Consider the following 15,025-nt stretch of genomic DNA (forward strand, 5'->3'; position numbering starts at 1 on the left):
TTATTTCTCCTTTTTATCTATTAAAAAGGTGATAGAATTAATTAATTTCTCCACTTTATTTTTAGCCTTTTCTTCATCTAAAGAGCATGGTTGATTTTCATTTTTGCATCCGAAAGTAAAGGCATATTCAACTCCTAGGTTATCTTCTTCTGTAGATTTCACATAACCAAAGTAACTGTATAAATAATTATATTTTCTTTCAATATCCTCAAAGATGTCTTTTTTCTTAGCAAAGTAAATATCATTGTTCTTTTTACTGCTTTTTTTGTATTCACCTTTATAGCTATTTTTCCCACTTACAATATCTAGCATAGTTTCAGGTTCATTCACAAAGCTTTCTTCTTTGTAATATGTTACATGTCCATCAAACATTACATTGGTGTCTTTATCATAACTATTAAATCCAATACTTTCCTTATTCATCCCGGCTAATGATGATCTTCGTGCTAGATATTTCGCATTCTCCGGAAACAACATCCTAAACCCTTTCAGCTTAGACTCAAGCAAATAATACCCCGGCTCCGCTTCCTTTGTTGACACCATATACTCTCTCATTTTCTCGTCCTGAAACGCTGGAACTTGCGGAAGGTCTTTTGGATCCATGTCTATTGGTTTTACGGCTTCTGTTTTATTGTCATTTGTGGTGTTTTTATCATTGTCGTTCATACTGCATCCTCCTGTCAGGGCTAGTAATAAGCTGAAGCAAATAAAGATGATCTTTTTCATGAAGAACCTCCATGGGTTTTATTAGAATGAAATTTATTTTTATCCCAAAAATAATCCCATTGACCTGGTTAACAAGTGATTATTTTATCCTTTTCCATGTTACATCATGGCGGAATTTGGATAAATAGGAAATTAGACTTGGTTTCGGCCTCCTTTTATTAACTAATCAAGCAAAACATCTCACAAACTCCCAAATACCCATTACTTTTTTCACAAAATAAAAAGAGCCGTTTATCATGCGGCTCTTACCTTAGTTTTCAGAATGGCTTCTATATAATTGTACTTTTATTTATTTTAACGCTTTTCAAATATATTCTGATTTTCCACTCTCTATTTCTCCTATTTAACCGTTAAAAAGGTTATAGAGTCTATTATTTTTTGAACTTTTTTTCTTGCTTCATCTTTCTTTAATGGACAAGCCTCTTCATCACTATAGCAGGCAAATCGAAAAGAATACTCTATCCCCAGATCATCCTCTTTTGTTGATTTAACATAACCAAAAATCTATAAGAAAAATTATTCTTTCCCTCTACATCATCAAAAACACTTTTCTTTTGAGCAGAATATACAATTTTATCAGATAGCTCTCTTTCTTCGAATTTGCCTTTATAGCTATTTCTACCGCTTACAATGTCCAGCATTGTATCCTTGTCATTCGCAAAACTTTTTTCTCGATGATAATCCAATTGCCCATCATATTGAATGTTAGTTTTTTTATTAAAACTATCAAATATTATTGTTTCTTCATTTTTGCCAACACTTGAAAATTTAGTTACGTACTTCGCATCCTCCGGAAACAACATCCTAAAACCTTTCAGCTTAGACTCCAGCAAATAATACCCCGGCTTTTCTTCTTGCGTTGACACCATGTACTCTCTCGTTTTCCCGTCCTGAAACGACGGAACTTGCGGCAGTTCTTTTGGGTCCATGTCTTTTGGTTTTATGGCTTCTGTTTTATTGTTATTTGTGGTGTTTTTATCATTGTCGTTCATACTGCACCCTCCTGTCAGGGCTAGTAATAAGCTGAAGCAAATCAAGATGATCTTTTTCATGAAGAACCTCCATGGATTTTCAGCAAAAATTTTAATCTTTGTATTCCGTTTATTTCTCCTGTTTATGATCTAAAAAGGTGATGGATTTCATCTGCTTTTTCACCTGATCTCCTAAATGATCTTGATCTAACGTACAAGGCTTCTCATCATTTGGACATCTAAACATAAATGAAAATACGATACCGGCTTGTTTTTTCTCGGGTGACTTGATATAACCGAAATATCTGTATGAAAAGCTGTATTTATTTTTATCGTTTTGAAAATGATTTTTCTTATGAGCGATATAAATATCTTTATCTTCGTTCTCTAGCTTTTCAAAACTGCCATTATACCCATTTTCACTCCTAACTTGCTCTAACATTGTCTCAGGATTATTTATAAAGGATGTTCTTTGGTAATACTCTATTTGTGCATTTAGCATTTTATTTTTTGTTTTTTCATAACTATCAAATGCTATGATTTCTTCATTTTCATCACGACTAGACAAATAGCTTGAATATTCCCCGTCCGCCGGGAACAACATCCTAAATCCTTTTAGCTTAGACTCCAGCACATAATACCCCGGCTCCTCTTCCTTCGTTGACACCATATACTCTCTCGTTTTCTCATCCTGAAACGCCGGAACTTGCGGCAGGTCTTTTGGGTCCATGTCTTTTGGTTTTATGGCTTCTGTCTTACTGTCATTGGTGGTGTTTTTATTATTGTCGTTCATACCGCATCCGCTTGTCAGGACAAGTAGTAAGCTGATGCAAATCAAGATGGTTTTTTTCATGACAAACCTCCATATCGTTAACTGATAGAATCAAACGAACAAAAGACCGCCGAGTTCTCTCGGCAGTCGTGGCCAGGCATTATAGCTTCTCTTTTTTCGAATAAAATATTCTGGATATAAACAGCCCGATGACCCCTAACAAGATGAATAAGACCGCTCTCCAAACAATATCTATCGAAGCAGAATCTATTAAAATCATTTTGGCCAGTGTAATAAATAAAAATACAAGCCCGATTCGGTTCCATGTCTTGTCTTTGGTTGCGTAATAAACAGCATACATCACGATGACAAATATAAACCAAGACAGGGATACTCCTACATGATTGGATACGCCGTCAATCTTATCCGTCATCCATATGGATAATTTGCTGAAGAATACAAGCATCAGGAATGAAACAGCGTACGAAACAACAATCGTGATTTGTTTATTTTGTATGTTTTTCGAATACAGATAGGCAGCAAATAGTGAGCTGATCAGCAGCAGCCAAGAGACCACGCTGAGAAAGTGTAATGAGCGTGCCGGGTATTGCATGAGGCCGCACGATGCCTGTAAAACGACAATCACTCCGGCAATGCCGATCAGCCAGCTTTTTTTGCGGTATGACACGTAACACATCATGATTCCTTGCAACGTAAACATGATGTACAGCCAAATTTCATTTTCATCTAATGCATCCGCTGCTAATACATTAAAATAAATCATAGAAATGAGAAAAAACGTATGTTTGATTTCGACTAAATCTTTTCTTTTCCATAAACTTAACAATAGGTAAATGACAAAAGCAACAGTATAAAAGGCGTATAACGCTGTATCGTTTTTTAGATACAGGACAAACCCTGTAATGAAAACGACAAAAGCTCCGATTGAAACAGCTGTGAGGTAGACAGCTTTTTGAAATGGGATGTGCGATCGTAAGGCCAAGAAGATCATGATCGCCTGCTGCATCGTAAAGACAGTAAGTGTCCAAACCGATACCTGTGCATCGGTAAATGATAAGAAAGCAAAAATCGCTAATATAAATGCATAGTTTGCTATATTCCACGCCACGCTGTACTTTTGTTTGACTGTCTCATACATTAAGCCTGCGAAAACCAATGACTCATATACATAAAAAATGTATTCGTTTCCTTGTTCCCCGCCAAATAAAAACGGATACAAGTAAACACCTGCGCCGATAATCGCAATGAGTGCTTGTGACCGATATTTTCTTGATATGTACACACCGCCCGTAACGCCTGCAGCAAGAAGGATCACTGTAAGCGGGGTCGGGATCATCTGGTACAGCATGTTCCCCGCAAATAAAGAAACGATGTAGACAATGTTACTGCCCGCCAATAATGAGACGCCCAGCACACTGGCATTTTTCTTATATTGCCTGCTGCCGAGAACATATAGCACAATGGAGACCATGAGCCCTGCCGCCACCCTCATATATGTGTTGACCCAGCCTTTTTCAGCAGCTGCCGCAAACGCCCAAATCATGCCAAGAAGAAAAACAAAAATAAAGATTTTCGGAAGCCAATTTCCTGCTATGTTTTCTAAAGTGCGGCGCTCTTTTGACGGAGCCGTTGTTTGTTTTGGCACTTCGGTTTCTTTGTTGATTTTTGGATGTTCTACCGTTTTGGCTATAACTTGTTCTTGCTTGCCTGCCGTGAGATATGCGATCTCTTTTTTGACATTGGCCAGTTCTTGTTCCAAACGTCCAACTCTTTTGTTCAGTTCATCAATTTTTTCGTTCACCATTCTCTCCCCATTTTCGAATGTACTTCCTTTTTCATGATATGCCTTTTTTTTCTCTCCTTACCGGTTTCCACAAAATCATGCTAAAGACCTGCTATCCAACAGGGATTTTCATCCTTAGTTATGTTACATCATGGAAAATTTTCGATGAATAGGGAATTCGATTGGTTTTTTGATGTCTATTTTTTGTGAGCAGTGCTTTTTTACATTTTATTTACCGAAACACGACAAATGGATCAGGCGTAAAGATGCATAAAAAGGGAGCTGCTAATGAACAGCTCCACTCCTCTTACTTTTCAGTATGGCGTTTCTTCAACACATCAAGCACATCATCCAGCGGCAGAGCTTGTTCTCTGAGCAAGACAAGCAGGTGATACAGCAAGTCTGCCGCTTCCCATTTGAGTTCCTCGCGGTCTCGATTTTTCGCGGCAATGATCACCTCGGATGCTTCTTCACCGACTTTTTTCAGAATTTTATCGACACCTTCACGGAAAAGATAAGTGGTGTATGCTCCCTCAGGCATTTCCGCTTGCCGCTCCGCGATCACGCGTTCCAGTTCGTTCATGATGTCAAATCGTCCCGCAGCCTGTTCTTCTGATTGTTCCTTTGTAAAACAGCTGTAGCTGCCTGTGTGGCATGCCGGGCCGGATGGCTCTACGAGTACGATCAATGCGTCTTGGTCGCAGTCATATCGGATGCCCTTAACGGCTTGCGTGTTGCCTGAGGTTTCTCCTTTATGCCATAACTCTTGGCGCGAACGGCTGTAAAACCATGTTTCTTTCGTTTCCAGCGTTTTTTCGTACGATTCCTTGTTCATATAGGCAAGGGTCAGCACTTCTTTACTTGCCGCATCTTGCACGATGGCGGGAATTAATCCATCCTCGTTAAAACGCAGTTCATCTGCCTGTTTCATCTCACATTCACCCCGTGCTCTTTTAAGTATGATTTCACTTCTTTAATCGATGTTTCTTTATAATGAAAAATAGAAGCGGCCAGCGCGGCGTCGGCTTCTCCTTTTGTAAAAGCCTCAAGCATATGCTGCGCGTTCCCCGCTCCGCCCGAGGCGATAACAGGTACGGGGACAGCTTCAGAAACAAGCCTTGTCAGCCTGTGGTCAAAGCCTTTTTTTTCACCGTCAGAGTCCATGCTTGTCAGCAATATTTCTCCTGCTCCGCGTTTGACGCCTTCTGTTGCCCATGCGGTGACTTCCCAGTCTGTTTTCTTTCTGCCGCCGTGCGTGTAGACCTTATATGTGCCGGATTCTTGGTCATACTTGGCATCGATGGCAAGAACGATGCATTGTGAACCGAAAAACTCGGCTCCTTCTGTAATCAGCTCAGGGCGGAGAACAGCTGCTGTGTTCACAGAAACTTTATCCGCGCCGGCACGCAGAATCGTTTTCATATCGCTGAGCTGGTTGATGCCGCCGCCGACTGTAAACGGGATCGCAAGCTTCGCGGCAACCTGCTCCACAACGTCAACCATCGTTTTGCGCCCTTCATGCGAGGCGGAGATATCAAGAAAAACGAGTTCATCCGCCCCTTCCTGGCCGTACACTTCCGCCAGCTCAACTGGGTCACCGGCATCCTTTAATTCGAGAAATTGAATTCCTTTGACAACGCGTCCTTCTTTGACATCAAGACATGGAATAATCCGTTTTGTGATCATTTGCGCTTCACCCTTTCAAGCGCCTCGCTGAGCGTAAACTGATTGGTATACAGCGCTTTTCCGATGATCGCTCCAGAGACGCCGTCCGCCTGGTAGCGGGCGAGGGCTTCGAGGTCCTCAACGGAGCTGACGCCGCCGGAAGCAATCACCGATTTCCCCGTTTCCTTTGCAAGCTCGACCGTGCTTTCAATATTGGGGCCTGACAGCATCCCGTCTGTCGCGATGTCAGTAAAAATAAAGACCTCCGCTCCTTCATTGGCAAGCTCTTTGCCGAGTTCAGCTGCTTTAAGGGTTGATGTTTCCAGCCATCCTTCAGTAGAAACAAAACCGTTTCTCGCATCCAGGCCGATTGCGATGTTTCCGCCATATTGTTTCAGCATTTTTTTGACAAACGGAGGGTTAGAAACAGCTGAGCTTCCCAGGATCACTCGGTCGACTCCTGCCGATAAATATTCATAGACATCATTTTCAGAACGGATACCGCCGCCGATTTCGACTTTCAGGTTCAGCTTTTGCGCAATCTCAATCACATGGCGGTCATTCACTCTTTTCCCTTCTTTGGCCCCGTCGAGATCAACGAGGTGGATCCATTCGGCACCCTCACTCGCAAATAACGCGGCCATATCGTACGGTGAATCGCCGTAAATTGTTTCCTTATTATAGTCTCCTTGGACGAGACGGACACATTTGCCGTTTCTCATATCAATTGCCGGATATAATGTAAAAGTACTCATTTTTTCACCTTCATTTCTGCTGCCATTTTCGTGAATTGGGTTAGGATGGACATTCCGACTGTGCTGCTTTTTTCCGGATGAAATTGGGCGCCGAAGACATTTCCTTTTCCGACGACAGCGGGCACTCGCACACCATAATCAGCGCTTGCCAGAAGCGCGTCCCCCTCCATCCCGTCGATGTAATACGAATGCACGAAATAAGCATAGCCTTCTTCTGTTTCGGCCAGCAGCGGAGATTCGTTATGAAAAGAAAGGCGGTTCCAGCCCATATGCGGAACCTTCAGTTTGTTTCCTTCCTTATCTTCTGCTTTCAGCCTGACTGCTTTTCCTTTTAATAGCCCAAGGCCTGACGCGCTCCCGTTTTCTTCGCTTTGGTCAAATAAAAGCTGCATGCCGAGGCAGATCCCGAGAAGCAGTCTCCCTTCTGACACCATATCTTGAATCAATTGATCAAGCTTCGCGCTGCGCAAATTGACCATCGCGTCTCCGAATGAACCGACTCCGGGCAAAATGAAGGCATCGGCTTCACTCAGCTCCTTCGGCTTTTCAGAAACAAAGTACGGCACGCCGACACGCTCAAGCGCCTTTGAGACACTGTATAAATTGCCCATTCCGTAATCTATCACGCCGATCATTTACAGCATCCCTTTCGTTGATGGTATCCCTTTAACACGCGGATCGATCGTAGTCGCTTCATCAAGCGCACGCCCCAGCGCTTTAAAAACAGCTTCAATTATGTGGTGGGTGTTTGTGCCGTAATGAACGATGACGTGCAGGTTCATCCGCGCTTCAAGCGCCAGCTTCCACAAAAATTCATGTACAAGCTCCGTATCAAAGGTCCCGACTTTAGCCGCAGGGAAGTTCGCGCGCATTTCCAAGTGCGGTCGATTGCTTAGATCTATGACGACTTGGGCAAGCGCCTCATCCATTGGCACAAACGCTGATCCATAGCGCTTGATTCCTTTTTTATCGCCCAAGGCTTCGAGCAGCGCCTGCCCTAAACAGATGCCGATATCTTCAGTCGTGTGGTGATCATCTATATCAACATCGCCTTTTGCGTGAATGGAGAGATCGAATTGTCCGTGTTTCGTGAATAAATCCAGCATATGCGTCATAAACGGCACGTCTGTTTTGATATCCGCTTGCCCCTCGCCGTCTAATGCAAATGCCAGCTCAATATCTGTTTCGTTTGTTTTTCTGGCGCGTTGTGCTTTTCTCATTTTGAATTCCTCCGTTCTCTCGCTTCAATTGATCTGGCATGGGCTTCTAACCCTTCAAGTCTGGCAAAAGCCGCAATGCTTTCGGCATGTTCTTCAAAAGCCGTTTGGCTGTAAGAAATGATGCTCGATTTCTTTTGAAAATCCGTTACGCTTAATGGACTTGAAAATCTGGCTGTTCCGTTTGTCGGAAGCACATGATTCGGTCCGGCAAAATAATCGCCGACAGGCTCAGGGCTGTATCTGCCTAAGAAGATCGCTCCCGCATGTTTGATTCTGCCGAGCAACGCTTCGGGAGACTGGGTGAGGATTTCTAAATGCTCCGGTGCGAGCGTATTGACCGTGTCAATCGCTTCACCCATTGTTTCCGCTACATAGATACAACCGTAATCACTTATTGAGGCTTCCGCGATTTCCCTTCGCGGCAACGTTTTCAGCTGCTCGCTTACCTCGGCTGAAACCGCCTCGGCCAACGCTAGGGAATCTGTGACACACACACATGAGCTAAGCTTGTCGTGTTCTGCCTGTGACAGCAGGTCGGCCGCGATTTCGCCCGGAATCGCAGTATCATCAGCCAGCACGACGATTTCACTCGGTCCGGCAATCATATCAATATCGACATCACCGAACACCTCTCGTTTGGCAAGCGCGACATAAATATTTCCCGGACCTGTGATTTTATCCACCGGCGCAATGGTTTCGGTTCCGTACGCCAGCGCCGCAATCGCCTGAGCGCCGCCCATTTTGTAAATGTCTTTTATGCCTAGCTCGGAAGCGGCAACTAAAACCCCGGGAGACAGCTTCCCGTCTTTTCCCGGAGGCGTTACAAGGACGATTCTTTCCACACCTGCTGTCAGCGCCGGGATGACATTCATCAAAACAGATGATGGATATGCCGCCGTCCCCCCCGGCACATATACGCCGGCGGAATCAAGCGCCGTTACTTTCTGCCCCAGCATTGAGCCGTCTTTTCTGTGATAAAACCATGAGGATTGCAGCTGTCTTTCGTGATAGTCCCTTATATTTTCAATTGCCTGCCTCATCACCTGAAGCAGCTGTGAATCCAGCAAGGTATACGCTTCTTCAATTTCTTCTTTCGTGACTAGCGGGCTGTCTAGTTCGATGCCGTCAAATCTCGCCGTATATGTGCGGACCGCCTGATCACCGTTTGCTTTGACAGCTTCAATAATGGTTCGGACCGCTTTTCTTTGCTCTTCCGTTCCGGCATCTATGGACCGTTTGAGAGAAAGCCGGTCTGCGCCGCTGATGGTTTTGATCTTCATTTTGCCGTTTCTCCTTCCACAACGAGAGATAAGCGGGAGGCCATTTCGTCAATCACATCGTCTTTCATCCGGTAGCTTACCGGGTTGACGATAAAGCGGGACGTAATATCACAAATGTGCTCCGTTTCAACAAGCCCGTTTTCCTTTAGCGTCTGTCCGGTGGAAACGATGTCCACAATGCGGTCTGCAAGCCCGATGAGCGGGGCCAGCTCAATTGAACCGTTGAGCTTGATGATTTCGACTTGTTCTCCCTGCTCTCTAAAATAACCGGAAGCTACATTCGGATACTTTGTCGCGATTCTTGGGGCTACGCCGCTCCAGTCTGTATTCGGAAGTCCGGCGACTGCCAAGTGGCATTTGCTGATCTTCAAATCGAGCACCTCATACACATCGCGCTCCTCCTCCAGCATGACATCCTTGCCCGCAATTCCGACGTCAGCCACACCATGCTCCACATATGTGGTTACGTCCATCGGCTTAGCCAATATAAAACGGAGATTTTCCTCCGGCACATTGATGATCAGTTTTCTCGAGTCTTCAAACTCCTCTGGGAGCTTATAGCCCGCCTGCCGAAGCAGCACTGCTGCTTCTTCAAATATCCGGCCCTTTGGCATCGCCATTGTGAGTAACTTACCCATTTTGCTCTTCCTTTCTGGCACCGATAAAGTAGGTGACGTTCGCAAAAGATTTTGTCATCTGATCGATATTTTCGATTCCTGATAAATCCTGAAGCACCACTTTATTCCCTTTCATGCGTTCTTCATTCGCATAAGCGATGGCTTGCACCCGCTGCTCTTTGCTGAAAATAACAGCGTTGATTTCACAAGCTTCTTCTTTCATATGAAGCGCTTCTATCAGCCGGTCGATCCGAAGTCCGAAGCCTGTCGCCGGCGCGGGTGAATCAAAATAGCCTAAGAGCTTGTTATAACGGCCGCCGCTTCCAATGACAAAGCCGACATTTTCCGCGTACACTTCAAATAGAATTCCCGTGTAATAGCTCATATGGCTGACCATATTCAGATCCAGACGGACATTTTCCGTACATCCATAATCCTCAAGTATGTCCCACAGCGCTTTGAGTTCATCAATCACGCTTGTTCCTTGCGCAGAATCAACGAGGTTCTCAGCACGTCCGCATACTTCTATGCCGCCCCGCAATTCAAGCAGCTCAAGCAGCCTGCTTTTATCAATGGAGGAAAGCGGGAGAGATTTGACATGTTCTCTGTAGCCAACGTAGTTCTTCTCATATAAAAACCTCCGCAGCACATCAGCGCGTTCAACGTTTCCGAGCACCTCAACAAACAAGGCATCCGCTATACCGGCGTGGCCGATAGCAATTTTAAAGGAAGACAGCCCGGCGCTTTTTAATGCACCGACGGCTAAGGCAATGACCTCCGCATCCGCGCTTGTCGTCCCGTCACCGATTAATTCCACTCCCACCTGCTCGAACTCGGCGGGACGTCCGCCTTCCCGTTCCTGAGCCCTGAATACATTTGCCGCATAACCGACTCTGAGCGGATGATCGTGTTTTAGAAGCTTAGATCCCGCCACCCTAGCAATCGGCCCTGTCATATCAGGGCGAAGCACCAATGTCTTGCCGTCCTGGTCAAGAAGCTTAAACAGCTGCTGTTCTTCAATCGCTGACTGCACGCCAACGGTATCGTAAAATTCCAATGTCGGTGTTTCCATAAACCGGTATCCCCATTTATCAATCAAATCGGTTAACGATTGTCTCACCTTTTTTTTCGTTTCGTATAAACCCGGCAGTGTATCTCTCATACCGTGCGGTTTTTCAAACATAAACATCAACCCAAGCACCTCCGTTGTCATCATTTGAAGGAAAATTCCGAATCCTTTAGTTCGCTAATATGATAATATGTTAGCAGATGAAAGAATGAAAATCAATGCTTAACTTTTTTGCTCAGATGTCCTCCTCCTCATTATGAAAAAAACATGAACAAATCATTAAAGGTGTGTCATATCTTAAATTCTTTATGTTTGGCATGCTATAATACAAATCAAATAGAGAACAAGGAGATACAGATGAAAACACTGCGAACTCTATGTGTCCTGATCATTCTATCAGGTGTTATTTTTTTCGGACTCAAAATATATGCAAAAGATATAGATATCCCTTTTTTCAATAGCATTAAAAGAGAAGCTGAAGAAGGCTCGGAAACAGCTGCAAATAGCGAAAACGAGCTGCAAGGAAGCGCGGAACCGCTGAATGTCGTGCTTTACAATCAAATGGACGCCCCTCGGCTCTATAATGGCTGTGAAGTAACAAGCCTTGCGATGGTGCTGAATTACGCGGGATATGACGTGACAAAAAACACATTGGCAAACCAGATTGCCACAGTGCCTTTGACATATAGCAGCGGATTAAAAGGGGATCCGAATGACGGATTTGTCGGGGATATGGCGAATGGCCCCGGTCTCGGTGTCTACCACGGACCGATCTATCAATTAGCAAAAACCTATGCCGGAGACAAAGTGTCTGACCTGACTGGAAAAAGCATTTCTGCAGTCTATCAACAACTGGAGAAGGGCAATCCTGTTTGGGTCATTACGACCGCCAGCTTGGCGCCAGTTGACAACATGCAGACATGGAAAACACCAAATGGAACAATTGATATCACGTTCAGTGTCCACAGTGTCGCCGTTACGGGCTATGATGAAAAATATGTCTATCTCAATGATCCGTATGGCTATAAAAACAGAAAAACGGACAGAACCAGTTTTGAAAACGCGTGGGAACAAATGGGCAGCCAGGCCATCGTTATCCAAAAGTAAACAGCTGAACACCCCACTATGCTCTACCCTGAGCAAACACGACAATATTCATGCTTTTTGTTTCAATCGGTAATATCGATTCATTTTCCATTTAATATCCAAAAATATCTTTACTTTCAGGCTGTCTGTTTTTATGATTAAAGCAGATTCAGCCTTGCCCCGATCTATGTGAGAGAAGCCGGTGCAAGACGCTGAGGCTTCTCTTACAAAATTTATCGATATCCGGGGAGGATTTTATCATTGAAAAAAATCGTGTCTATCCTATTTATGTTCAGTTTGGTTATCGGTTTCAGCCAGTTTCAGTCATCAACTGCTTTTGCAGCTGACAAAGTGGTTCATGAAACAATTATTGTGCCAAAAAATACAACATATGACGGGAAGGGACAGCGGTTTGTAGCAGGGAAAGAATTAGGTGACGGAAGCCAGTCCGAAAACCAAAAACCTGTTTTTCGTGTGGAGGATGGAGCAACTCTGAAAAATGTGGTGCTCGGCGCACCTGCTGCTGATGGCGTGCACACTTATGGAAACGTTAAAATTCAGAATGTAAAGTGGGAAGATGTGGGTGAGGATGCGTTAACGGTGAAGAAAGAAGGAAAAGTGACCATCGATGGCGGCTCCGCCCAAAAAGCGTCGGATAAGATTTTCCAACTCAATAAAGCCAGCACATTTACAGTGAAAAACTTCACGGCGGACAATGGCGGTAAATTCATTAGACAGCTTGGCGGTTCAACCTTCCACGTTGATGTGATCATTGACAAGTGCACCATCACGAATATGAAAGAAGCGATCTTCCGGACAGACAGCAAAACAAGCACGGTCAGAATGACAAATACACGCTACTCCAATGTCGGCCAGAAATGGATTGGCGTTCAGCATATTTATGAAAATAACAATACTCCATTTTAATATAAAAAAAGGCCCGCTAATGTTTATTCAGCGGGCCTTTTCATTCTTTCTTTCATTTCTTCCTTCGTATAGATGATCCGCATCGGGTTTCCTCCGACAAACGCGCCGGCAGGCACATCTTTATGGACAAGCGTTCCGGCGGAAACCACTGCGCCATCGCCTATTTCCACCCCGGGCAAAATGGTCGTGTTGGCGCCGATCATCACTTCGTCTCCGATCAGGACTTTGCCGATCCGGTATTCTTGAATCAAATACTCATGGGCCAAAATGGTCGTATTGTACCCGATGATTGAATTTGTTCCGACTATGATCTTTTCCGGAAACATAATATCCGGCATCACCATCAAGGCAAACGATGTCTGCTTCCCAATCTCCATCCGCAGAAACGTACGGTACAGCCAGTTTTTCATCCCTATAAACGGTGTATATCTCGCCATTTGAATGACAATGAAATTTTTGACAACCTTTAAAAAAGGGACCGTTTGATAGACATGCCATAGTGAGTTAGCTCCTGAGACCGGATGACGATCTGTTTTTCTCACAGATTACTTCACTCCAACGATTTGTAATAAATCACTCATTTTGTCAAGCATATAATCAGGCTCATGCTTCGCAAGCATTTCCGGCCCTTTAATCGTCCATGTCACTCCAGCCGTTTTTGTTCCGGCGTTTTTTCCTGCCAGCACATCATGGTAATTATCACCGACCATCATGGCTTCCGCCGGCTCGCTTCCAAGCTGTTTGAGCGCTAACAGAACCGGCTCGGGATCAGGCTTTGCATGTGTCACATCATCGAGGGTGACGACCGTTTCAAAGAACTCGCCGATGCCCGTCAGCTTGAGGCCCATATTGACAGTATCCCTTAATTTTGTTGTTACAATCCCTAAGTTAAACCCGGCTTTTTTCAATGCATCTAAGGTTTCATACACGGTTTCATATTCAGTCACAAGTGAATCGTGCATGTCGTGATTGTATGCTCTGTACATGGCGATCATATCATCGCATTGATCAGCGTCCATCGAGGAGAATGTGTCATAAAGAGACGGCCCGATAAACGCGAGTACGTCTTCTCGTTTATACTTGCTCGGATAATAATGCTCCAGTGTATGCAAAAAGGACGCGATAATTAATTCGTTCGTATTAATAAGGGTTCCGTCTAAATCAAACAGAATCGTCGTTACTTGTTTGTCACTCATATTGCTTCCTTTCCAACCGCTGAGGGTTTCCACTTTTTCCATGTGTGCGCAATAGCCATTGTCAAGAGCACCGCGGTGGTGACACGTATCAGAAGAAGAGGCCAGACCGGTATGCCGAGCGGAATAAAGACGAGTGTATCTTCCACGACCGCGTGGCAAGCAACGAGAAAAATAAATGCCAATGTCATATCCCGCCTGCTCACGCCGTCATCCTCAACAGCTTTGATCATGACACCCGCTCCGTAGGCCAAACCGATCGTCAGTCCTGCCACCATCGTCATGGACGTATTTTTATTCATGCCAAGCAGCTGCGTAAACGGAGACAGCCATCTGGAAAAACGGTGCAGCCAGCCTAAATCTCTTAAAAACTGAATGATGATCATCAGCGGGATCACAATGGCCGCCAGCTGCAAAACACCGAGCCCGGCTTTCATTAAAGCCTCGGCAAGCATTGCCAGCCAGCCGTCAGGAGCCGCGCTCTTCGCGGCGATAAAACCGTACTGCGCGGTTTCCTGTCCGCCATGCCAAATCAGGTTAATGACGATCGCTGAGACAGCGGCCAAACCGATGCGCACCGCCAATATGACGCCAATTCTGATGCCAACCTTTGCGGCCACTGTCGATTCGATAATCAAGTTATGGCAGAATGACAGCATCACAGCCAAAATAAAAACTTCCTTCACAGATAAATCCAATGTCAAAATCCCGGCAATGCCGGCATACAGATTCAGCATATTCCCCAGCACAAGCGGAATGGCTGCTTCTCCAGAAAGCCCGAACAGACCCATAACCGGTGTGATCAGCCGTATCAGCCAATCCATGACAGGCGTATGCTGAAGCAATGTAACCAATAGTGTTACCGGGAAAATGACTTTGCCAAGTGTCCATGTTGTTTGAAGACCTGCCGCCAGACCGGCCAGAAAGATCTTCTTCATCC

Annotated in this window: 16 protein-coding genes and 1 pseudogene; 2 read left to right on the forward strand and 15 right to left on the reverse strand. The window is 44.7% G+C overall.

The genetic code is table 11. The features are described from left to right. The 12 genes and pseudogenes from M1D98_RS16720 to M1D98_RS16775 all read right to left on the reverse strand — a co-directional run bounded on the left by M1D98_RS16720 (position 1) and on the right by M1D98_RS16775 (position 10,999). Entirely contained in the window at positions 1-726 is a 726-nt protein-coding gene (locus M1D98_RS16720) for a lipoprotein YvcA (protein ID WP_456279756.1), read from the reverse strand. A 339-nt stretch (positions 727-1,065) separates the two neighbouring features. After that, positions 1,066-1,778: pseudogene (locus M1D98_RS16725) on the reverse strand (lipoprotein YvcA). 49 nt (positions 1,779-1,827) lie between these two features. Beyond that, complete coding sequence (locus M1D98_RS16730; RefSeq protein ID WP_456279757.1) at positions 1,828-2,550, reverse strand: lipoprotein YvcA; 723 nt, start codon at positions 2,548-2,550, stop codon at positions 1,828-1,830. A 79-nt stretch (positions 2,551-2,629) separates the two neighbouring features. Beyond that, the gene (locus tag M1D98_RS16735; protein WP_456279758.1) at positions 2,630-4,294 is read right to left on the reverse strand and encodes a DUF2339 domain-containing protein; all 1,665 of its coding nucleotides are present in this window, start codon (positions 4,292-4,294) and stop codon (positions 2,630-2,632) included. A gap of 286 nt (positions 4,295-4,580) precedes the next feature. After that, on the reverse strand, positions 4,581-5,204 hold the full coding sequence (gene hisIE / locus M1D98_RS16740) for a bifunctional phosphoribosyl-AMP cyclohydrolase/phosphoribosyl-ATP diphosphatase HisIE (protein ID WP_010328717.1): 624 nt from the start codon (positions 5,202-5,204) through the stop codon (positions 4,581-4,583). Then, positions 5,201-5,959, reverse strand: coding sequence for an imidazole glycerol phosphate synthase subunit HisF (hisF, locus tag M1D98_RS16745; RefSeq protein WP_039075396.1), 759 nt, complete (start codon positions 5,957-5,959; stop codon positions 5,201-5,203). Before hisF ends, hisIE begins: the two co-directional genes overlap by 4 nt. Further along, entirely contained in the window at positions 5,956-6,693 is a 738-nt protein-coding gene (hisA, locus tag M1D98_RS16750) for a 1-(5-phosphoribosyl)-5-[(5-phosphoribosylamino)methylideneamino]imidazole-4-carboxamide isomerase (protein ID WP_268550748.1), read from the reverse strand. The genes hisF and hisA overlap by 4 nt, the downstream gene beginning before the upstream one ends. Beyond that, entirely contained in the window at positions 6,690-7,328 is a 639-nt protein-coding gene (gene hisH, locus M1D98_RS16755; RefSeq protein WP_326194840.1) for an imidazole glycerol phosphate synthase subunit HisH, read from the reverse strand. Before hisH ends, hisA begins: the two co-directional genes overlap by 4 nt. Continuing rightward, positions 7,329-7,913, reverse strand: a complete 585-nt coding sequence (gene hisB / locus M1D98_RS16760) for an imidazoleglycerol-phosphate dehydratase HisB (protein WP_010328721.1) — start codon at positions 7,911-7,913, stop codon at positions 7,329-7,331. Further along, positions 7,910-9,193: a histidinol dehydrogenase gene (gene hisD, locus M1D98_RS16765; protein ID WP_010328722.1), complete on the reverse strand. Its 1,284-nt coding sequence runs from the start codon at positions 9,191-9,193 to the stop codon at positions 7,910-7,912. The genes hisB and hisD overlap by 4 nt, the downstream gene beginning before the upstream one ends. Then, the gene (hisG, locus tag M1D98_RS16770; RefSeq protein WP_121643357.1) at positions 9,190-9,831 is read right to left on the reverse strand and encodes an ATP phosphoribosyltransferase; all 642 of its coding nucleotides are present in this window, start codon (positions 9,829-9,831) and stop codon (positions 9,190-9,192) included. The genes hisD and hisG overlap by 4 nt, the downstream gene beginning before the upstream one ends. After that, the gene (locus M1D98_RS16775) at positions 9,824-10,999 is read right to left on the reverse strand and encodes an ATP phosphoribosyltransferase regulatory subunit (RefSeq protein ID WP_010328724.1); all 1,176 of its coding nucleotides are present in this window, start codon (positions 10,997-10,999) and stop codon (positions 9,824-9,826) included. The genes hisG and M1D98_RS16775 overlap by 8 nt, the downstream gene beginning before the upstream one ends. 237 nt (positions 11,000-11,236) lie before the next feature. On the opposite strand from M1D98_RS16775, the gene M1D98_RS16780 reads away from it, so the two are divergent. Both M1D98_RS16780 and pelC read left to right on the forward strand, forming a co-directional pair. After that, positions 11,237-11,986 (forward strand): C39 family peptidase, encoded by a 750-nt coding sequence (locus M1D98_RS16780; protein ID WP_010328725.1) that lies wholly within the window; start codon positions 11,237-11,239, stop codon positions 11,984-11,986. Between the two features lie 240 nt (positions 11,987-12,226). Beyond that, positions 12,227-12,892 (forward strand): pectate/pectin lyase PelC, encoded by a 666-nt coding sequence (gene pelC / locus M1D98_RS16785; RefSeq protein ID WP_456279759.1) that lies wholly within the window; start codon positions 12,227-12,229, stop codon positions 12,890-12,892. 23 nt (positions 12,893-12,915) lie between these two features. Here pelC and M1D98_RS16790 read toward each other — a convergent pair whose 3' ends face one another. Genes M1D98_RS16790 through M1D98_RS16800 form a run of 3 tightly spaced genes read right to left on the reverse strand, consistent with a single transcriptional unit; the run spans position 12,916 to position 15,023 of the window. Next, positions 12,916-13,434: an acyltransferase gene (locus M1D98_RS16790; protein ID WP_268525853.1), complete on the reverse strand. Its 519-nt coding sequence runs from the start codon at positions 13,432-13,434 to the stop codon at positions 12,916-12,918. A 3-nt stretch (positions 13,435-13,437) separates the two neighbouring features. Next, the gene (ppaX, locus tag M1D98_RS16795) at positions 13,438-14,088 is read right to left on the reverse strand and encodes a pyrophosphatase PpaX (protein WP_456279760.1); all 651 of its coding nucleotides are present in this window, start codon (positions 14,086-14,088) and stop codon (positions 13,438-13,440) included. Further along, entirely contained in the window at positions 14,085-15,023 is a 939-nt protein-coding gene (locus tag M1D98_RS16800; RefSeq protein WP_268550739.1) for a nucleoside recognition domain-containing protein, read from the reverse strand. The genes ppaX and M1D98_RS16800 overlap by 4 nt, the downstream gene beginning before the upstream one ends. Between the last annotated feature and the right edge of the window lie 2 nt (positions 15,024-15,025).

Source organism: Bacillus sp. K7 (genome assembly GCF_053903245.1).

Bases quoted from the DNA above. Each gene is read 5' to 3' on its own strand.
- ppaX (WP_456279760.1), bottom strand. From the start codon at position 14,088: ATGAGTGACAAACAAGTAACGACGATTCTGTTTGATTTAGACGGAACC.
- hisB (WP_010328721.1), bottom strand. From the start codon at position 7,913: ATGAGAAAAGCACAACGCGCCAGAAAAACAAACGAAACAGATATTGAG.
- hisG (WP_121643357.1), bottom strand. From the start codon at position 9,831: ATGGGTAAGTTACTCACAATGGCGATGCCAAAGGGCCGGATATTTGAA.
- M1D98_RS16780 (WP_010328725.1), top strand. From the start codon at position 11,237: ATGAAAACACTGCGAACTCTATGTGTCCTGATCATTCTATCAGGTGTT.
- M1D98_RS16720 (WP_456279756.1), bottom strand. From the start codon at position 726: ATGAAAAAGATCATCTTTATTTGCTTCAGCTTATTACTAGCCCTGACA.
- M1D98_RS16735 (WP_456279758.1), bottom strand. From the start codon at position 4,294: ATGGTGAACGAAAAAATTGATGAACTGAACAAAAGAGTTGGACGTTTG.
- hisD (WP_010328722.1), bottom strand. From the start codon at position 9,193: ATGAAGATCAAAACCATCAGCGGCGCAGACCGGCTTTCTCTCAAACGG.
- M1D98_RS16730 (WP_456279757.1), bottom strand. From the start codon at position 2,550: ATGAAAAAAACCATCTTGATTTGCATCAGCTTACTACTTGTCCTGACA.
- hisA (WP_268550748.1), bottom strand. From the start codon at position 6,693: ATGAGTACTTTTACATTATATCCGGCAATTGATATGAGAAACGGCAAA.
- hisH (WP_326194840.1), bottom strand. From the start codon at position 7,328: ATGATCGGCGTGATAGATTACGGAATGGGCAATTTATACAGTGTCTCA.
- M1D98_RS16800 (WP_268550739.1), bottom strand. From the start codon at position 15,023: ATGAAGAAGATCTTTCTGGCCGGTCTGGCGGCAGGTCTTCAAACAACA.
- M1D98_RS16775 (WP_010328724.1), bottom strand. From the start codon at position 10,999: ATGTTTATGTTTGAAAAACCGCACGGTATGAGAGATACACTGCCGGGT.
- hisIE (WP_010328717.1), bottom strand. From the start codon at position 5,204: ATGAAACAGGCAGATGAACTGCGTTTTAACGAGGATGGATTAATTCCC.
- hisF (WP_039075396.1), bottom strand. From the start codon at position 5,959: ATGATCACAAAACGGATTATTCCATGTCTTGATGTCAAAGAAGGACGC.